The sequence below is a fragment of the Parasphingorhabdus sp. genome (assembly GCF_036964675.1).
Lineage (GTDB): Bacteria > Pseudomonadota > Alphaproteobacteria > Sphingomonadales > Sphingomonadaceae > Parasphingorhabdus.
Genome location: NZ_JBALTF010000033.1, coordinates 1 through 18,939 on the forward strand (window position 1 = coordinate 1; position 18,939 = coordinate 18,939).

Genomic DNA, 18,939 nt, shown 5'->3' on the forward strand with positions numbered 1-18,939 from the left:
CTCGAAGACGCGCTGGAAAGCTTCGCTGGCTGCGCCGTGGTCATCTCGCATGACCGCTTCTTCCTCGATCGGCTTGCCACCCATATCCTGGCGTTTGAAGGCGACAGCCATGTGGAGTGGTTTGAAGGCAATTTCGAGAGCTATGAAGAGGATAAGCGCCGGAGACTGGGCGATGCCGCGGATCGACCGACACGGGTGGCTTATAAGAAGCTGACTAGGTAGGTTTTTCGCGGGGAATGGGTTGCGAATGCAATATTTCAGGCCATTTCCCGCCGTGAGTTTGTCCGATTGTCAGTATCTGTCAATTAACCGCTGATTTTCCTTTTATCAGCGTTGGGGCTCACTATCTTGAGAATATGAGTGATCCCACCGCAATCGAAGAATTTGAACGCAGGGCCCGCCAGGCGTTCGAAAATATTCCCTCGCCCTTTGCTGATTATCTGGGCGATATCGTGCTGCGAATTGATGACTGGCCTGCACAGGAAATTCTCGACTATTTCGGATTGGACAGCCCTCTGCAACTTTGCGGCCTCTATCAGGGTGTGCCAGTCGGCGAGAAATCACCTTGGTCGATTCCGAACGGGCAGGGGGACCGGATCACTCTCTATCGACGCCCATTGCTCAATGAAATGCAAGCGACCGGGGTGGAACTTGACAAGTTGATCCAGCACGTTGTGGTTCATGAAGTCGGGCATCATTTCGGGCTATCTGATGCAGACATGCACCAGATCGAGGATAGCGCGGACGATTAACGGCTCGACGCTGCAACAACTGAAGAAGTTGAGTTTGATGAGGCGCCATTCGGAGCACGTCGTCATGCTGAACTTGATTCACCATCCAGAGCCGTAATCATGGATCGCTGTGGCTTGACGCTCTGGATACCGGATCAAGTCCGGTATGACGGGGAACAAATATTGCGGTGCGCGCAGTGCACCCTTATCCAGCCACGACTAGCGAACAAGTTCGCAAGTCTTCACATCCTTCTCCCTCAGGGGAGAAGGGGAGCGCAATAATTTCTCTTAAAAATGACCGGCCTTATCAAGCGGTCGCTGGCTGCTTCCCCGCCAGGCTAACCCCAACAATAGCCGCCATCGCCGCAGTAAACCCAGGAATAATCTCGTAAACCCCGGGTCCGCCCATGAAACTGGCGTTCCAGCCCATCGCGATCCAGAATATCACCACCAGCGCGCCGGTCACCAGTCCGGAGACCGCGCCAGCACCGGTCATCCGCTTCCAGGTCAGCGACAGCAGGATCAACGGCCCGAAGGCCGCGCCAAAGCCGGCCCAGGCGTTGGAGACCAGCCCCAAGACCTTGCTGTCCGGATCGCGGGCAATATAGATCGCCACCAGCGCGACCAGCGCCACCGCGAGCCGCCCGACATTGACGGTTTCCCGCTCGCTGGCATTTTTGCGCAGGAACAGGCGGTAGAAATCTTCGGTCAGCGAGCTCGACGACACCAATAATTGCGAGCTGATCGTGCTCATGATCGCAGCCAGCAAGGCGGCGAGCAGGAAGCCGGTGATCAGCGGATGGAACAGGGCATTCGCCAGCAGGATGAAGATGGTTTCCGGATCCTCGAGCACCATTCCGTTCATCTCGACATAGGCGCGGCCGGTGATGCCGACCCCGATTGCGCCGAGCAATGCGACACCCATCCAGCTCATGCCGATGGTGCGCGCCTTGGCGACGTCGGGGATCGAGCGGATCGCCATGAAGCGGACGATGATATGCGGCTGGCCAAAATAGCCGAGGCCCCAGGTTATTGCCGAGAGAAAGCCGATGAACGACAATCCGGCGGTCAGGCTGAGAAAATCGGGGTCAATCGCGGTGAGATTGGCGGTCACGGCGCTAAACCCGCCATCATTGGACAGCACGACAATCGGCATCAGCACCAGCGCGACGACCATGATGCAGCCCTGAACGAAATCGGTCAGGCTGACGGCAAGAAACCCGCCAACCATCGTGTAGGCGAGCACGACGCCTGCGGTCATCCAGATGCCGGTCATATAGTCGCTCATCCCGGTGTCGCCGAACAGACCGGCAAAGCTGGTTTCGAACAATTTGCCGCCGCCGACCAGGCCGGCTGCGGTATAGACAGCGAAGAACAAGACGATGATGATCGCCGAGGTCACCCGCAGGGCCAGTGCCTTGTCGGGGAAACGGTTGGCGAGAAATTCGGGGATGGTGAGGGCATTGCCCAGTCTTTCGGTCTGCTCGCGCAGGCGCGGTGCAACGACGATCCAGTTGACCAGTGCGCCGGCGAACAGCCCGATGCCGATCCACACTTCGACCAGTCCCGCCGCATAAAGCGCACCGGGCAGGCCGAGCAACAGCCAGCCCGACATATCCGAAGCGCCGGCGGACAGGGCGGCGACGGCAGGATGGAGATTACGGCCACCGAGCAAATAGCCTTCGCTGCTGTCGGTGGACTTGCTCCAGGCGTAAAAGCCAATGGCCAACATACCAATGAAATATAGGGCGAGTGAAATCAGGGCTCCGGTTTGCATCAGACGGTCATAGCGATTTTAACCCGGAAGTCACCACCTGCCTTTTTTGGGAGTGCAAAAGCCGCGCGTCTTGGCGTCAACAATCGAGCGACTTCGTACTTGTCATCCCCGCGCAGGCGGGGATCCAGAGCGAACTGACTGTGCCTCCCGACCTGATTCCGGACAGTGAAAGCGTCACCAGCCCGCAACATGCAAAGGCTGATTATCGCGGATAGAGCGCGCTATCTGGTTTCCCGCCTGCGCGGGAATGACAAATCGCCCGGAAGCGTTCTACCGCAGCCGCTTGACGAACAAATTCCCGTGCTCATCGCGCTTGGTCTGGAAATTCGGCACCGATTCAAACATTTCCGACAGCCGGGAGAATCCATAGTTGCGGACATCAAAGCTCGACCGGTTGCCGGCGATCTTGCCGACTTCGCTCAGGCTGGCATAGCCCTCGGCGTCGCGCTTGGTCGCCTGATAGGCATCGATCAGCAGGTTGAGCAATTCGTCATCGACCTTGCCGCTGCTGTCGCTTGCACCGCTCGGGCTTTCCGCTTTGGCTGACGTCGTGACGTCACTCTTGGTGCCGCCGCGATTGCGCTTGTCCACCTGGATCAACGCATCAACGTCGATAAAGCGGGTGCACGCCTGTTTGAACGCTTCCGGCGTCTTGGCGCTGCCAAAGCCATAGACCGGCAGGCCTTCCTGCCTGATCCGCATCGCCAGCGGCATGAAGTCACTGTCGCTGCTCATGATCCCGAAGCCGGTGATGTTGCCGCGAAACAGCAGGTCCATGGCGTCGATCGTCATCTTCATGTCGGTGGCATTCTTGCCCTTGGTCATGTCGAACTGCTGTTGCGGCTCGATGCCATATTTGTGGAGAATTCTCTCCCAGCCCTTCAGCGCGCTCTTGGTCCAGTTGCCATAAGCGCGGCGGATATTGACCGTCCCCAGTTCGGCCAGCGCGGTCAGCACCGGGTCGATGCCATTGTGGCTGGCATTGTCGGAATCGATCAGCAGGGCGATATTGTCATTATGTTGTTTCATCAGCCAATGATGGACCGCCGTTGAAGTTCATTCAAGCGGAAAAGCGCTGTCCTGCAGCGGGTCGCATCCTATATGCTTGGCGTGGCTCTTTGACAGGAACTGTGCCCACATCGCGCGAATAGCCCTCGTGCGGATGGTTGATTTTTGCCAGATTCGGGGCGTAGGCAATTTTAAATATAACCGTGCAAGTTTTGTAAAGTTCAGCAGCCGATGGCGCGGGCAATCAGGGAACCAGCCATCTGCCATCCCAGCGACTCGCCGCCGCATTCCAATAGAATATGGCGCGCCGATGGCCACCATGGGCGAGATAGAGCCATTCGATTTTTTGCACCTCGACCAGCAATATCGCAAAATGGGCGCGGGCAGGGGCGACCTGTTCCGGAGTCGGTTTCTGGCCCTCGATTCCCGGATCAAGGCCGGAGGTCGGCGCCTTGACCGGGCTGCCCGGTGCGGGATCGGCGAGATAGCAGCGCTGGCCATAGAGTGAGGCTTGCTGCCACGCGGCATCCGCCTCTGGGCCGGTGGTTTGCACGCTGCCGATGCCGGACAGGCGCAATTGCAGCTTGGCCCCGGGATGGTAGCCGAGCACCGAAATGGCGGCGCCATGGTCGATATCAGCCACTTTTGAGGCCCGATGATCGCTGTTGAAGCGCAAGCGGCGATTGTCCCGGTCGACCGCGCGCAAGACCATGATCCGCTGGCTCGGTGTGCCAGAGCTGGTGACGGTCCCGACGGCGGGCGTGTGCAGCGGCGAATGACGGTTTGTTGCTCCCTCGCTCAGAAGCTCCCAGGCTTCCTCAAGAGACAGGTCCAAGTCATTGAAAAAAGATTCTTCTTTGACGCCGGTCATCCGACCGCAGAAAACTCGCCGCTGGTTTCGTCGAGCGTGAACAAAGTCGCTTCGCCAATCGCATACCAGGCACCGTGCAATTTCAGTTCGCCGCTTGTCTCCCGCTCGGCGATGAACGGAAAGGTGCGCAAATTGGCGAGACTGATCTTGACCGCTTCCAGTTCCAATGCCCGCTGCGGGTCTTCGGGACCATCTGCGACCACCCTGTTCCGGGCATCGGTAATGATCGACATCCAGTCGTCGATGAAGCTGTGCCCCGCAACCCCGAGATCACCGCCCTTGAGCGCCGCGCTGATGCCGCCGCACTGGCCATGGCCCATGACCACGACATGTTTGACGTTCAGCCCGGTCACGCCGAATTCGATCGCTGCAGAAGCGCCGTGAATCCCGCCACGACTGTCAAAGGGGGGCACGAGATTGGCAACATTGCGCAGCGCGAACATCTGGCCCGGTCCGGTGTCGAAAATCGTCGCTGGATCGACCCGGCTGTCGCAGCAGGAAATGACCATGACCGGCGGATTCTGGCCGTCCTTGGAAAGTTCGTCGAACCGCGCCTTTTGCCGCGGATAGCTATATTCGCGAAATCTCTTATATCCATCGAGCAAGGCATTGAATTCAGGCATTAAAACCGCTCTCCACGGACAACTTCGACATTGCCGATGGTGATCAGCAGGCCGTGGCTTTCCAGCAAGGGAGCGACCTCGTCGGCGAATAGTCCGGCCTTTTCCTCGCTGGCGATCATCAGGACAATCGATTTCGCTGCCGCTCCGGTGACCTCGTCATGATCCCAGCGACCATCGCGGCCGCCGCCCGAGGCGATCTTGATCACGCTCCAGCCGGAAATGTCGACCTTTTTGATGATCGCGATAATTCTGGGAACCAGGGGGGTGTCGACCAATATTTCGATGCGTTTGCGCTGGACGGTTGCAACCATGATTTACCCCAATATCGGCGCCAGGAAATTGGCCAGCGCGGCAAATATCGAGATACCGAAAATAATATTGAAAGGGAAGGTGATACCGAGCGACATCGAGAGATAAATGCCGGGATCCGCCTGCGGCAAGGCCAGTCGCATCGCTGCCGGGACCGCGATATAGGAGGCGCTGGCCGACAGCACCCCCAATATCGCCGCAGAACCGGGATCAAGGCCGACCAGCGTGCCGATCAATGTTCCGATGCTGCCATTGATAAGCGGCAGCATCACCGCCAGCGCAGCAAGCCTTATGGTGATTTTCTTGGTTTGCAGCAGCCGCCGGGCAGCGATCAGGCCCATGTCGAGCAGGAACAGGCACAATACCCCGTTAAAGCCGATGGCAAACAGGGGTTTGATCGGTTCGAAACGGACCTCGCCGGCGACCATGCCGATGGCGAAGGCGCCAAGCAGCAGAATGACCGAACCATTGGTCAGCACTTCATGCAGCAGGTTCGATCCTCCGCCGCCATTGTCCTTTGGACCACTCTGCGACTCCGTCTTCTTGGCATAGGCTCTGGCGAGCAACAGGCCGGTGATGATCGCTGGCGTTTCCATCAGCGCCATGACGCCAACCATGAAACCGTCTGGCCGCATGCCCTGTCCGGTTAAAAGTTCGATGGCCGTGACAAAGGTGACAACGCTGACCGACCCATAATGGGCCGCGACCGCTCCGGCATCAATGGAGTCCAGCTTGCCGAAGGATCGCAGCAGGAAGAAGGCAAGGATCGGCAGGGTGAAGCCGAGCGTGATGCCCGCGATTGCGGCGGACAGCAATTCGCTGGAAAAACCCGTCGAGGCGACTTCCACGCCGCCTTTCAGGCCGATTGCCGCCATCAGATAGATGGACATGGCTTTGGCAAAGGGTTCCGGGATGGTGAGATCGGAGCGGATGCAGGCGGCAAAAAAGCCGAGGATGAAAAACAAAATCACCGGTGATGTGAGTGTTTCGATGATCATCGCGTTGCTTGCCCCCTGAAACTGATAGTCGATTAGCAAGCATATCGCGGTTGGCAAGCGGGATGTGCATCGCTATCTGATAGAAATGAACGAAATCACAAAGATCACACCGCCGGAACCGCGCCCTGAACGTCTGCGGAAGCCTGACTGGATTCGCGTCAAAGCTCCCATGGGCGCAGAATTTGAAAAAACCCGCGCGTTGATGCGAGAGCATAAGCTGAATACGGTATGCGAAGAAGCCGCTTGCCCGAATATTGGCGAATGCTGGACCAAGAAGCATGCGACCGTGATGATCCTCGGTGATGTCTGCACAAGGGCCTGTGCTTTCTGTAACGTCAAGACGGGTATGCCGATGCCGGTTGATGCTCTCGAACCGCAGCATACTGCCGATGCCGCAGCCAAACTGGGGCTGCAGCATATTGTCGTGACATCGGTCGACCGCGATGACCTTGCCGATGGCGGGGCCAGCCAGTTCGTCAAGGTGATCGAGGCTTTGCGCCGGACGACGCCGAATACCACGATCGAAATATTGACGCCGGACTTCCGCAACAAGTCGGAAGCGGCGGTCGAGGCGATTGTTGCGGCCCGGCCCGATGTCTATAATCACAATCTGGAAACCGTTCCCCGGCTTTATCCGACGATTCGGCCCGGTGCGCGTTATTATGCGTCGCTGCGTCTGCTGGAACAGGTCAAGCGGCTCGACCCTTCGATCTTCACCAAGTCGGGTGTCATGCTCGGACTGAGTGAACAGCGACTGGAAGTGCATCAGGTGATGGATGACATGCGCAGCGCTGGCGTCGACTTTCTGACCATGGGCCAATATCTGCAGCCGACGACCAAACATGTGAAGGTCAGTGAATTTGTCACGCCGCAGGCTTTTGATGCTTATGCTTCGGTCGCGCGCGCGAAAGGCTTCCTTTTGGTTGCCTCCAGCCCGCTGACCCGGTCCAGCTATCATGCCGGCGATGATTTTGCCAAAATGCGGCAGGCGCGTGAGGAAAAACTGGCGCGTTCAGGTACATCGAATGCCGGCGCATAGGGAAACGCGCGACCTACCCTATAGCGCGGCGCAGATGTACGCGCTGGTGGCCGATGTCGGGCGCTATCATGAATTTTTGCCCTGGGTGGTGGGAACGCGGATCCGGTCCGACAGCGAAGTGGAAATGCTGGCCGATGTTCTCGTCGGCTTCAAAGGTCTGCGCGAACAATTTTCATCGCGGGTTATCAAATCCTACAATCAGTCGATCAATGTCGACTATCTCGACGGCCCGCTCAAGCAACTCCACAATGAATGGCGTTTCAGAGCGCGCGATGGCGGCGGATGCCATGTCGATTTTTACGTCGAGTTCACGTTCAAAAACCGGATGTTCCAGAAACTGGCTGGGCAAATGTTCGCCAAGGCGCTGCACAAGATGACCAGCGCATTTGTCGATCGCGCTGGCGAAATCTATGGCAACAGCTACTCGCTATCCTCGGGCAACAGCAGTTCCAGCGCAACCAGCACGGCCTGAAGCCGAATGTCTGCGCGACTCTTGTCTGCGCCAAAAATTTTCCGGTCAGCAACCACATCATCGACGCTTTTGCCTTTTTCGGCCTTGGCGAACACCACGGTACCAACCGGTTTTTTCTCGGTGCCGCCATCTGGACCGGCAACGCCGGTAATCGCCACTGCCACGTCACAGCCGGAAGCTTCCAGAGCGCCTTGTGCCATCTCCCACGCCACCGCGATCGAAACCGCACCAAATGTTTCCAGCAAGTCACCGCTTACGCCCAGCATATTCTGCTTGGCGCCATTGGAATAGGTGATGAAACCGCAATCGAACACATCGCTGCATCCCGGGACTTCGGTCAGGGCCGCAGCGACCAGACCACCGGTGCAGCTTTCGGCGACGGTAATCCGACGACCGGCGGCGCGATTTTTCTCGATGACCATTGTCGCCAATGCGACAAGTTCGGGGGGAAGGAGATTTTTCATATGGCGTCGCGATTAGCGCATCATGCCGGTGTTTTGCAAATGGCAATGTCCTGTTTTCGCTGTTGCCGAACGGGCAAAACGCAAATCAGCCGATTCAGCGATCAGCATTCACCCTGATTTCCTCTAGTGAAATAGTGGCAATGGCCTGAGCCGCAATCCCTTCCTTGCGACCGGCAAAGCCAAGCCCCTCGGTGGTGGTCGCCTTGACGCTGACCTGATCCATGGCAATCGACAATATTTCGGCAATATTGCGCTGAATCGCCTCCCGGTGCGGTTTGATCTTGGGGGCTTCGCAGATCACCGTCATGTCGACATTATGGATGATGCCACCCTTGTCGGCGATCAGCGATGCCGCATATTTGACAAACTGCGCCGATGCCGCGCCGCGCCACTGCGGGTCCGAGGGCGGGAAATGGTCACCAATGTCGCCGGCCGCGATGGTTCCGAGCAGGGCATCGGTCAGCGCGTGCAGCAGAACATCGGCATCGCTATGCCCGGCAAGACCCTTGTCATGATCGATTTTCACGCCGCCGAGCCACAATTGCTCGCCGACGGCCAAGCGGTGGACATCATAGCCCATTCCGGTGCGTGTCTGGCGCATATGCTCTGTTCCTTTTTCGGCAAAATCAGCTGGCAATGTATATTTCTTGAGCGCTTCATCGCCTTCGACGATCGACACGGCGTGACCGTCAGCCTCGAATATTTGCGCATCATCGCTGGCATCCTGGCCCGCTTTGAAATTTTCATGCGCCGCGACGAGTTTCAAAAAGTCAAAGGCCTGCGGCGTTTGCACCCGCCACAGGCTGTTGCGATCCACGGTACGATCGAGCTGCTCGCCTCGCACTTCTATCATCGTATCAACGCTGGCGAGAACGGGGATAGCGGCCGCTGCGCTTTTCAGTCGATCGAGCAGCCGGTCGACCACTTGATGCGACACAAATGGCCGCGCGGCATCATGGACGAGTATATATTGGCCGCCACCGGCCTGCCGGATCGCGACCAGTCCATTGTAGACTGACTGTTGGCGCGTAGCACCGCCGATCACGAGTCTGTAGGAGGAAAGGGGGGCAAGAGCCTGTTTTACCAGCTCTTCCTGTCCAGCTGCCACCACGACCCAGATTTGATCAATGCCGGGGTGGGACGAAAGCCGCTCGACGCTATGCCGGACCATCGGCTTCCCGCCAATCGGTTCGAACTGCTTGGGAAGGTCCAGTCCCGCCCGCGCGCCGACGCCGGCGGCCACGATCAACGCATGGGTTTTTTCGGAAGGATCACGGGTTTCAACCATGAACCGCGATCTACTCTGAGAAAACGGATGAAGCAATTCTTGCCTCATAATTGATTTGACGATAGAGGCTGCTTAAATTTTAGGCAGCATGTATGAAACTTGACCCCATATTTATTGGCGATTTGAAAATTGAAAGCCCGGTGATTCTGGCGCCGATGACCGGCGTCACCGATTTGCCGTTTCGCAAACTCGTCCGGCGCTTCGGTTCCGGACTCAATGTGACCGAAATGATCGCCAGTCAGGCAATGATCCGGGAAACCCGTCAGTCCTTGCAGAAATGTGCCTGGGATCCGATCGAAGAGCCGGTGTCGATGCAGCTTGCCGGCTGTGATCCGGTCACCATGGCTGAAGCTGCCAAGCTCAACGAAGATCGCGGCGCACAGATTATCGACATCAACATGGGCTGCCCGGTGAAAAAGGTCGTCAACGGCGATGCCGGCTCGGCTCTGATGCGCGATCTGCCTTTGGCGGCATCACTGATCAAGGCGACGGTTGAGGCGGTCAATGTGCCGGTCACGGTAAAAATGCGAATGGGCTGGGATCATCAAAGTCTGAATGCGCCGGAACTGGCCCATATTGCGGAAGATCTTGGCGCGAAGATGATCGTCGTGCACGGTCGGACGCGTTGTCAGATGTACCGGGACAGCGCCGACTGGACCTTTGTCAGCAAGGTCAAACAGGCGGTTTCCCTGCCGGTCATCGTCAATGGCGACATTTGCTCGATCGAAGACGGCCAGGCGGCGCTCGAGCAAAGCGGCGCCGATGGTGTGATGATCGGCCGCGGCGCCTATGGCAAGCCCTGGCTTTTGGGTCAGTTCATGCACTGGTTCAAGACCGGAGAAACCCTGCCGGATCCGGATATTCCCACGCAATATGCCATTCTCAACGAACATTATCGCGACATGCTGAAGCTTTATGGCGAGGATGTCGGCGTCAAGGTCGCCCGCAAACATATCGGCTGGTATACCAAGGGCCTGACCGGTTCGGCAGAATTTCGCAATCGGGCCAATAGTGAAGCGGATCCTCACATTGTGCTGAAAATGCTGGAGGAATTTTATACGCCCTGGCTGAACAAAGCAGCGGCTTGATGGATGGCTTCCCTTCGGGAGAGCAAATATTGGCAGGGCTCAGCCATGCTTTGATGGTCGTTGATTCACAGCATGTTGTAAGCTGGGTCAATCCATCCGGCGAGGCGCTGTTCGGCACCAGTGCCAAAAATCTGATCGGCCGCCAGATTGATCATGTCCTGCATTTTTCCGACCCGCGACTGGATGCGGCTCTGACCGAGCAGGACATCAGTCTGACCGCGCGGGGCGTGATGGTCTCCGGCGATGAACGCCGTCTGGGCATCGTCGATTTTGACATTCATCCGCTGGCATCCGATTCCGAATGGCGGGTGATATCCTTGTCGCCTATGCCGCAGGACGGTCCCATTCTCGAAAGCGAAAATAGTGGTCCGTCCAATCTCGCAATCCGCGCGCCGGACATACTCAGCCATGAAATCAAAAATCCGCTGGCCGCGATCAGAGGCGCGGCGCAACTGCTCGACCGGCAGCTCGACGAATCGCAAAAACCGCTGACCCAGATGATCACCGCGGAAGTGGAGCGGGTGGTCAATCTGCTCAACCGGATGCAGACCCTGTCGTCCAATCAGCCGGCCCAGACCAAGGCAGTGAATATTCACACCTTGATCGATCGCGCCCGGCGTTCGATCGAGGCGGCCACTGGCCAGGTCGTGAAGATCAAGGACAAATTCGATCCGTCCCTGCCGGATGCCCTGATCGATCCGGACGCGATGATGCAGGTTCTGACCAATGTGCTGGCCAATGCCGTTGACGCCACCAAACATCTCGACAACCCGGAAATCCGGATCGTCACCCGCTACAGTTTCGGCGCCTCCCTCTCCGCCCAGGGCGAGAATGAAGCGATTCGCCTGCCGATCCAGATCATGGTCTGCGACAATGGCCCCGGCGTTCCGGCAGAGCTGGAGCGGGAAATTTTCTCGCCCTTTGTCTCGACCAAGAAAGAAGGGCAGGGGCTGGGCCTCGCTCTGGTGAAAAAGCTGATGCGCGATATGAACGGCCGCATCCGCTATGATCGTGAAAATCAGGACGAGATGAGCAGATTCACCCTGTTTCTTCCCGTTGCCCCGAAAAGCTGACGTCAGGACAATCCATGGCCAAAGAAAAAATCATATTAGTCGAAGACGATTTGTCGGTCAGCCACGTCATCATCACCGCATTGCGGGCCGAAGGCTATGACGTAGAAAATTGCAAGTCGATCGCCGAGCGTGACGCGCTCATGGCCAGCAGCCACTATGATTTGCTGTTGACCGATGTCGGGCTGGGGGAAGGCGAGGGCGACGGCATTTCCTCTTTGGGCAGCGTCAAGGCGACCCATCCGGATATCCCGATCATCATCATTTCCGCTCAGAATACCCTCAACACCGCAGTGCGGGCTTCGGAGACCGGGGCCTTTGAATATCTGCCCAAGCCATTTGATCTGGACGAACTGGTCAAGGTGGTTGGGCAAGCGTTGAAGCCACGGAATATTCAGCCAATCGAACCGTCGATGGATGAAGAAAGTCTGCCGCTGGTTGGTCGAAGCCCGGCGATGCAGGATGTCTACCGGATGATCGCCCGGCTCCTGAAAAACGATCTGTCGGTGCTGGTCCTTGGCGAATCGGGGACCGGCAAGGAACTGGTTGCCGAAGCCATTCACGGTCTCGGCCACCGCAAATCCGGTCCGTTCATCGCGGTCAATATGGCGGCCATTCCATCGGAACTGATCGAAGCGGAACTGTTTGGCCATGAAAAAGGCGCCTTCACCGGCGCCGTGGCCAGCGCCTCGGGGAAATTCGAACAGGCGCAGGGCGGCACGCTGTTTCTCGACGAGATTGGCGATATGCCGATGCACGCGCAAACGCGCCTGTTGCGAGCGCTGCAGTCGGGCGAAATCAACCGCGTCGGTGGCAAGGGGCTGGTCAAGCTGGACGTCCGGATCATTGCCGCCACCAACCATGATTTTCTCGAACTGATCAAGCAGGGCAAGTTCCGCGAAGATCTCTATTACCGGATCAACGTGGTGCCGATCGAATTGCCCCCGCTGCGGGAACGCTCCAGCGATATTCCGGCGCTAACCAAACATTTTCTCAAACTCGCGATGACCGAGGGATTGCCGCACAAGCAGATTTCACCAGAAGGGATGAATCTGCTTTGCCACAATTATTGGCGGGGCAATGTTCGGGAGCTCAAGAATGTGATCTATCGCCTGGTCGTGACTGGCAGGGAGGACACGCTTTCCGAGGACGCCATTCGTCAAATCCTGGCAACGGAACGCGGCGAAGACCGCGCTGAATCAGCGGACATGGAATTTGAAGGGCATATCAAGTCGATTGTGCTGGGGTTGATGGCGGCGCCGGAGAAGGAAAATCTATACGCTCAGGCGCTGGAAAAATTCGAGAAGCCGTTGCTGATCGAGATGATGCATCACGCCCATGGCAATCAGATAAAGGCCGCCAAAATTCTCGGTATCAATCGGAACACGCTGCGCAAGAAACTCAACGAATATCAAATCGATCCGTCCGAGTCCAAATAGCGAGACCTGAAGCCGCCTCCGTCACGGTGGACAAAAGTGGCCGGTTTTCGGTCTCGTCACGACGAAAGGACGGTTTGCTTCGTCGAACCGTGATATTTTTGCAATATTAGTGCTTTTTCTGCAACGAAACTGTTGTATTGATGGCACAATGACGGTTTTTAACCACAATCCGGAACAGCGTGTGCCCAATTGGCTGCGGCGGCTTTCCATCATGTCGGAAAAAGAAGCCGTCATGAGACGAGTCGAGTGGATTGTGGCGCTGCTATTTGCCGCGATCATGCTGGGCACCTATTTTCTGTTGAGCCGACAATCCGATCAAACCGATTTCATCTCCCCGCCTTTGACCGCCGCCCTGCTGGTCGCCAACCTGATTCCGGCGATGACATTGCTGGTCCTGTTCGGGCGCCGGATTGCAAAGGGCCGCGCGGCCAAGTCTTCGATCGGCAGCAAGGGCCGGCTGCACGTCCGGCTGGTTGCCTTATTCTCGCTGGTGGCCAGCATTCCGATGGTGCTGGTGGTCATTTTTGCCTCGCTGCTGTTTCAATATGGCGTCGAATTCTGGTTTTCTGATCGCGCCCGGGGCATGCTGGAAAATGCAAATGATCTGGCCCGCGGCTATTATGAGCAAAATCAGCGCGAGGTTGGTGAAGAGACGATCACCATGGCCAATGATTTGCGCAATTATTTGCAGCAGGCTGATCTGGAAAGTCCGGAATTTGCCGAGGGCTATGTCTTTCAGGTCTTGTCGCGCAAGCTCAATGAATCGGCGATCATCGAATATGGGCAGGATGGCGTGGCCCGGACGGCGGCGGCCGTTGACCCCGATGATGGCGACTCGCGGCCGAAGATAACCGATGCGGTTCTAAGACAGTTGCAGCAGGGGCAAAATTATGTCGTAACCGCGAGACCGAACAAGATTGAAGCGGTCACTGCACTTGATCTGAAATCGCGCATATTCCTCTATGCGGCCCGCGACTCCGATATGCTGGCGCTCAGTCAGTGGGAGCGGGCGCAATCGGTTCTGGCAGATTATGAAGATCTGTTCTCGCGATCCCGAAGCCTGCAATTGCAATTTAATATTGCCTTGTTTGCCATCTCTCTGATGATTGTCGGACTGGTATTGTGGATTGCACTGATCGTTGCCGACCGGATGGTGAAACCGGTCAGCGACCTCGTGCACGCGGCAAAGCGGGTCACCGAAGGCGATCTTGCCACCCGAGTACCCAAGACGTTTGAAAATGACGAAATTGGCACGCTGGGACGGGCCTTTAACCGCATGACCGAGCAACTCGAAACCCAAACAACGGCCCTGATTACAGCGAACGAGCAATTGGGGAGCCGGCGGGCGTTTATCGAGGCGGTGCTGGAATCGGTCACCGCCGGCATTATCAGCCTGGATGAAAAAGGCGAGATCAAGCTGGTCAATTCACAAGCCCAGTCGCTGCTCTCAAAGCCGATTGATGACTTGCTTGATGTCGACATCGGCAAGGCGGCACCGCAATTTGCCGAGCTCATTCAGGATGGTGTGGAAAATAGTATCATCGAATTTGCTTCCGATTCAGATATGCGGACTCTGGCAGTGAAAATTGTTGGCGGCCCCACTGGTCATGTCATCACCTTTGAAGACATAACCCAGCAATTGCTCGATCAGCGGCGAGCAGCATGGTCCGATGTCGCGCGACGCATTGCCCATGAAATCAAGAATCCTTTGACACCGATTCAATTGGCCGCCGAACGATTGCAGCGGAGATTTGGCTCCCGTATCAAGGACGATGTCGCCGTGTTTGAAAATCTCACCAACACGATTGTCCGTCAGGTCGGAGATTTGAGAAATATCGTCGATGAATTTTCTTCCTTCGCGCGGATGCCCAAACCGGTTTTCCGCCAGGAGAATCTCGACGATATCCTGAAACAGGCCCTGTTCATGCAGGATGTGGCATGGCCGACTATCACCTTCAACTTCATCTCTGATGATCAGCCAATATCGCTGGTCTGCGATCGCCGGCAATTGGGACAGGCGCTCACCAATATAATCAAAAATGCTGCCGAAGCGATTGAACAAAAGGCCGAAACCAGCGCTGATTTTCAGGTCTCTGACGGTAAAATAGAGCTGGCCGTTCGCACGGAAAACCAGATTGTCGTCATCGAACTGACGGACAATGGAATCGGCCTGCCGATCGAGCGGGACCGCATCGTCGAGCCCTATATGACGACACGGGCAAGCGGCACCGGATTGGGCCTGGCGATCGTCAAGAAGATTGTCGAGGAACATTTCGGTGAGATGAAATTCAGTGACGCGCCGAATGGCGGCACCAGGGTGACGATCCGGCTCAGTCCATCCCAATTGGCAAGATTGTCTCACGGGATGGCAGAGAAGCAACCCGAGAAGCTGACTGGCCCTACCGGAAATGACGGGCAAATGGCAGAAATTGATAAATGAGGATTAGAGGTTCAACATGGCGTTAGATATTCTGGTTGTCGACGACGAACCCGATATTCGTGATCTGATATCCGGCGTTCTGGAAGACGAGGGCTACACCACCCGGGTGGCCGCCAACAGTGACGCGGCCCTTGCCGCTGTCAACGAGCGGCGGCCTTCGCTGGTTCTGCTCGATGTCTGGTTGAGAGGCTCGCGCCTGGACGGTCTGGAACTGCTGACCGAATTGAAGCAGCTCGATGCAAAAATGCCGATCATAGTGATCTCTGGCCACGGCAATATCGACACTGCGGTCGCTGCCATATCGCAAGGCGCTGTCGATTTCATCGAGAAGCCCTTTGAAGCTGAACATCTGCTGCATCTGGTATCCAGAGCGACCGAGACCGAGCGGCTTCGCCGGGAAAACGAAATTCTCAAGGCAAGAGTGGGTTTCGCCGATGAGCTGACCGGCAATTCGGCCGCGTTGAACAGTGTACGTGCGACATTGAAGCGTGTCGCCGGCACCGGCAGCCGCCTGCTGATCTCTGGTCCGGCGGGAGTGGGCAAGGAAGTTGCCGCCCGATTGATGCACAATTGGAGCTCGCGTTCCAATGCCGCCTTTGTGACCATAAGCGCGGCCAGGCTTTCCCCGGAAAGTGTTGAAGAGGAGCTTTTTGGTACCGAACGGAACGGAAAGATCGAAAAAACCGGCCTGATGGAAGAGGCTCATGGCGGAACATTGTTCATCGATGAAGTCGCGGACATGCCGCTCGACACCCAGGGCAAGATATTGCGGGTCTTGACCGAGCAGAGTTTCAACCGGCTTGGCGGTTCCCAGAAAGTGAATGTCGATGTCCGGGTGGTTTCGGCAACCTCGCGAGATCTGGAAGTGGAGATCCGCGAAAAAAGGTTCAGGGAAGATCTGTTCTATCGCCTCAATGTTGTGCCGGTAATCCTGCCGCCACTGAACCAGCGGCGCGAGGATATCCCGGTTCTGGTCGACCATTATGCTGCGCGATTTGCTGCTGAACAACGCTTGCAGCCGCCCGAAATCTCTGATGAAGCAATGGCCGCACTCCAGGCTTGCGACTGGCCAGGCAACGTCCGGCAGTTGCGAAATGTCGTCGAGCGCACGATCATTTTGGCGCCCAAGGACAATTTTACCAAAATCGAGGTGGAGATGTTGCCGCCGGAGGTGTTGGGCAATGACGACGATCTCGACCAGGGCGTTGCATCCCTGATGGGATCGCCGTTGCGTGAGGCGCGGGAGAGTTTCGAACGGGAATATCTGAAAGTGCAGATCAGGCGCTTTTCCGGAAATATTTCCAAAACCGCGAATTTCATCGGCATGGAGCGATCCGCCCTGCACCGAAAATTGAAGATATTGGGCCTGGCCTCGCGAAAGAAACCGGAGGTCGAGTGAGCGTAACGGTTAAGCGGTTGTCGTGAACACGCGAATCCCATATATGGAAAACGAAGGTCCCCACGAAGGCATGATGCCGTCGAAGAAATCATAATATGCCATTGTAAAGATGGCCAATAATAGGAGTCAAATATGACCGATAAATCAAACAATTTACAGGATTTATTCCTCAACTCCCTCCGGAAATCAAAAATCCCCGTGACGATGTTCCTGGTAAAGGGTGTCAAACTCCAGGGCATCGTAACCTGGTTCGACAATTTTTCCGTATTGCTTCGCCGCGATGGACAATCCCAGCTGGTGTACAAACATGCCATTTCCACCATCATGCCATCGGAGGCGCTCGACACGCAGCCTTTTGCCGATCTGATGGAAAATGCCAAGATCAGGGCAGGGGTGCTGCAAGAGGTATTCCTCTCGGCGGTTCGCGACAGCAATGATCCGGTGACGATGTTTCTGGTCAATGGCGTGATGTTGCAGGGCGAAGTTTCTGCCTATGATCTGTTTTGCATACTGCTCGAGCGGGAAGGCCTGTCGCAACTCGTTTACAAGCACGCCATATCCACCGTGCAACCGGGTGGAGCATTGAATCTGGCAGATTATAACAATGCCGATGATGGTGCGCATTGATACCATTTGAGAAGGAAAGCCTCGACAGCAAGAGCCGTCGGGCGCTGGTCGTGCATCCTGACATGGTGTCCCTGAGCCAGACTGCGCTCGAGCATCGCCTGGATGAAGCCGTTGGCCTCGCTTTGGCCATCGGATTGGTCGCGACGGCTTCCCATTATTTTTCGGTTCGCAAACCCAAGCCCGCTACCTTGTTTGGATCAGGCCAGGTAGACCAGATTCGTGTGATGATGACGGAAAATGAGGCCACGATATTGATCGTGGATGGCAGTCTGAGTGCAATCCAGCAGCGAAATCTGGAAGAAAAACTCGACGTCAAGGTCATCGATCGAACCGGCCTTATCCTGGAAATATTTGGCGCCCGGGCGGTCACTGCGGAAGGCCGTTTGCAGGTCGAACTCGCCCATCTCGATTATCAGGCAGGCCGCCTGGTGCGCAGCTGGACCCATCTCGAACGGCAGCGCGGCGGATTCGGCTTTCTTGGCGGACCGGGAGAAACCCAGATCGAGTCGGATCGGCGCATGATTCGCGACCGCATGAGCAAGCTGCGCAAGGATCTCGCCCATTTGCGCAAGACACGCGCTCTGCACCGCGAGCGACGCCAGCGCGCGCCCTGGCCGGTGATCGCTCTTGTCGGCTATACAAATGCCGGAAAATCGACCCTGTTCAACCGGCTATCCGGCGCCGACGTATTTGCCGAGGATTTGCTCTTTGCAACCCTCGACCCGACGATGCGGGAATTTACGCTACCGGGATATGACAAGGCGATCTTGTCGGACACGGTTGGATTTGTGTCCGACCTGCCGACGCAATTGGTCGCGGCTTTCCGGGCCACGCTCGAAGAAGTGAGCGCGGCCGATATCGTCGTGCATGTGCGTGATATTTCGCATGAAGCAAGCGACGCACAAGCCCGGGATGTCAGACAAATATTGGCCGACCTTGGCGTATCCGAGGAAGCGGGCGAGGGGCCTCCGGTGATCGAAGCCTGGAACAAGATCGACAAGATTTCCGTCGATGACCCGCAATATGCGCGGATCTCGTCGCCCTTGCCCGAAAATGTTTGCGCCATCTCGGCCGAGACCGGAGCCGGCGTTGACGCGCTGGTCAGCCTGATGGCAAAAACATTGTCGGAAGGCTATAAGACCGAACAGGTGACGATCGCGGCGTCTGATGGCAAGCGTATGGCCTGGTTGCACGAAAATGGTCGGGTGCTGAGCAGCGAGCAGGAGTCAGACAATCTGATCGTCGCAGTGGAAATGTCACCGAGAAACTGGGGCCGCTATCACGCGCTTCATTAAA

Annotated in this window: 18 protein-coding genes and 1 pseudogene; 11 read left to right on the forward strand and 8 right to left on the reverse strand. The window is 56.8% G+C overall.

What is annotated here, in order from left to right; genetic code table 11:
• Positions 1-222 (forward strand): annotated as a pseudogene (locus V7665_RS07520) (energy-dependent translational throttle protein EttA); the annotation flags it as partial.
• A gap of 134 nt (positions 223-356) precedes the next feature.
• Positions 357-752 (forward strand): metallopeptidase family protein, encoded by a 396-nt coding sequence (locus tag V7665_RS07525; RefSeq protein WP_335663920.1) that lies wholly within the window; start codon positions 357-359, stop codon positions 750-752.
• Positions 753-1,038: 286 nt separating this feature from the next.
• Here V7665_RS07525 and putP read toward each other — a convergent pair whose 3' ends face one another.
• From putP to V7665_RS07555, 6 genes are all read right to left on the reverse strand, one after another.
• On the reverse strand, positions 1,039-2,508 hold the full coding sequence (gene putP / locus V7665_RS07530) for a sodium/proline symporter PutP (RefSeq protein ID WP_335663921.1): 1,470 nt from the start codon (positions 2,506-2,508) through the stop codon (positions 1,039-1,041).
• A gap of 270 nt (positions 2,509-2,778) precedes the next feature.
• Positions 2,779-3,537 carry an NYN domain-containing protein gene (locus tag V7665_RS07535; RefSeq protein ID WP_335663922.1) on the reverse strand — a complete coding sequence of 253 codons (759 nt, stop codon included), beginning with the start codon at positions 3,535-3,537 and terminating at the stop codon, positions 2,779-2,781.
• A gap of 223 nt (positions 3,538-3,760) precedes the next feature.
• Entirely contained in the window at positions 3,761-4,387 is a 627-nt protein-coding gene (locus V7665_RS07540) for a pyridoxamine 5'-phosphate oxidase family protein (protein WP_335663923.1), read from the reverse strand.
• Positions 4,384-5,010, reverse strand: coding sequence for a carbonic anhydrase (locus V7665_RS07545; RefSeq protein WP_335663924.1), 627 nt, complete (start codon positions 5,008-5,010; stop codon positions 4,384-4,386). The genes V7665_RS07540 and V7665_RS07545 overlap by 4 nt, the downstream gene beginning before the upstream one ends.
• Positions 5,010-5,321, reverse strand: coding sequence for a P-II family nitrogen regulator (locus tag V7665_RS07550; protein ID WP_335663925.1), 312 nt, complete (start codon positions 5,319-5,321; stop codon positions 5,010-5,012). Before V7665_RS07550 ends, V7665_RS07545 begins: the two co-directional genes overlap by 1 nt.
• Before the next feature lie 3 nt (positions 5,322-5,324).
• Positions 5,325-6,356 carry a sodium-dependent bicarbonate transport family permease gene (locus V7665_RS07555; RefSeq protein WP_335663926.1) on the reverse strand — a complete coding sequence of 344 codons (1,032 nt, stop codon included), beginning with the start codon at positions 6,354-6,356 and terminating at the stop codon, positions 5,325-5,327.
• A 46-nt stretch (positions 6,357-6,402) separates the two neighbouring features.
• Between V7665_RS07555 and lipA the strand changes: the two genes are divergently transcribed.
• Positions 6,403-7,356 carry a lipoyl synthase gene (gene lipA / locus V7665_RS07560; RefSeq protein WP_335663927.1) on the forward strand — a complete coding sequence of 318 codons (954 nt, stop codon included), beginning with the start codon at positions 6,403-6,405 and terminating at the stop codon, positions 7,354-7,356.
• A complete protein-coding gene (locus V7665_RS07565) occupies positions 7,343-7,828 on the forward strand; it encodes a type II toxin-antitoxin system RatA family toxin (RefSeq protein ID WP_335663928.1) in 486 nt (161 codons plus the stop codon). The genes lipA and V7665_RS07565 overlap by 14 nt, the downstream gene beginning before the upstream one ends.
• Here V7665_RS07565 and V7665_RS07570 read toward each other — a convergent pair.
• Entirely contained in the window at positions 7,777-8,292 is a 516-nt protein-coding gene (locus tag V7665_RS07570) for a CinA family protein (protein ID WP_335663929.1), read from the reverse strand. The two genes, V7665_RS07565 and V7665_RS07570, sit on opposite strands and share 52 nt — an antisense overlap.
• A gap of 94 nt (positions 8,293-8,386) precedes the next feature.
• Complete coding sequence (locus tag V7665_RS07575) at positions 8,387-9,580, reverse strand: bifunctional 2-C-methyl-D-erythritol 4-phosphate cytidylyltransferase/2-C-methyl-D-erythritol 2,4-cyclodiphosphate synthase (RefSeq protein WP_335663930.1); 1,194 nt, start codon at positions 9,578-9,580, stop codon at positions 8,387-8,389.
• A gap of 92 nt (positions 9,581-9,672) precedes the next feature.
• On the opposite strand from V7665_RS07575, the gene dusB reads away from it, so the two are divergent.
• The 7 genes from dusB to hflX all read left to right on the forward strand — a co-directional run bounded on the left by dusB (position 9,673) and on the right by hflX (position 18,938).
• Positions 9,673-10,668: a tRNA dihydrouridine synthase DusB gene (gene dusB, locus V7665_RS07580; RefSeq protein WP_335663931.1), complete on the forward strand. Its 996-nt coding sequence runs from the start codon at positions 9,673-9,675 to the stop codon at positions 10,666-10,668.
• A complete protein-coding gene (locus V7665_RS07585; RefSeq protein WP_335663932.1) occupies positions 10,668-11,741 on the forward strand; it encodes a two-component system sensor histidine kinase NtrB in 1,074 nt (357 codons plus the stop codon). The genes dusB and V7665_RS07585 overlap by 1 nt, the downstream gene beginning before the upstream one ends.
• Before the next feature lie 14 nt (positions 11,742-11,755).
• A complete protein-coding gene (locus tag V7665_RS07590; protein ID WP_335663933.1) occupies positions 11,756-13,177 on the forward strand; it encodes a sigma 54-interacting transcriptional regulator in 1,422 nt (473 codons plus the stop codon).
• A gap of 148 nt (positions 13,178-13,325) precedes the next feature.
• A complete protein-coding gene (locus V7665_RS07595; protein WP_335663934.1) occupies positions 13,326-15,617 on the forward strand; it encodes a sensor histidine kinase in 2,292 nt (763 codons plus the stop codon).
• A 16-nt stretch (positions 15,618-15,633) separates the two neighbouring features.
• Positions 15,634-17,016: a nitrogen assimilation response regulator NtrX gene (ntrX, locus tag V7665_RS07600; RefSeq protein ID WP_335663935.1), complete on the forward strand. Its 1,383-nt coding sequence runs from the start codon at positions 15,634-15,636 to the stop codon at positions 17,014-17,016.
• Positions 17,017-17,148: 132 nt separating this feature from the next.
• Positions 17,149-17,643 (forward strand): RNA chaperone Hfq, encoded by a 495-nt coding sequence (hfq, locus tag V7665_RS07605; protein ID WP_335663936.1) that lies wholly within the window; start codon positions 17,149-17,151, stop codon positions 17,641-17,643.
• Positions 17,640-18,938: a GTPase HflX gene (gene hflX, locus V7665_RS07610; protein WP_335663937.1), complete on the forward strand. Its 1,299-nt coding sequence runs from the start codon at positions 17,640-17,642 to the stop codon at positions 18,936-18,938. The genes hfq and hflX overlap by 4 nt, the downstream gene beginning before the upstream one ends.
• Position 18,939: the final 1 nt, after the last annotated feature.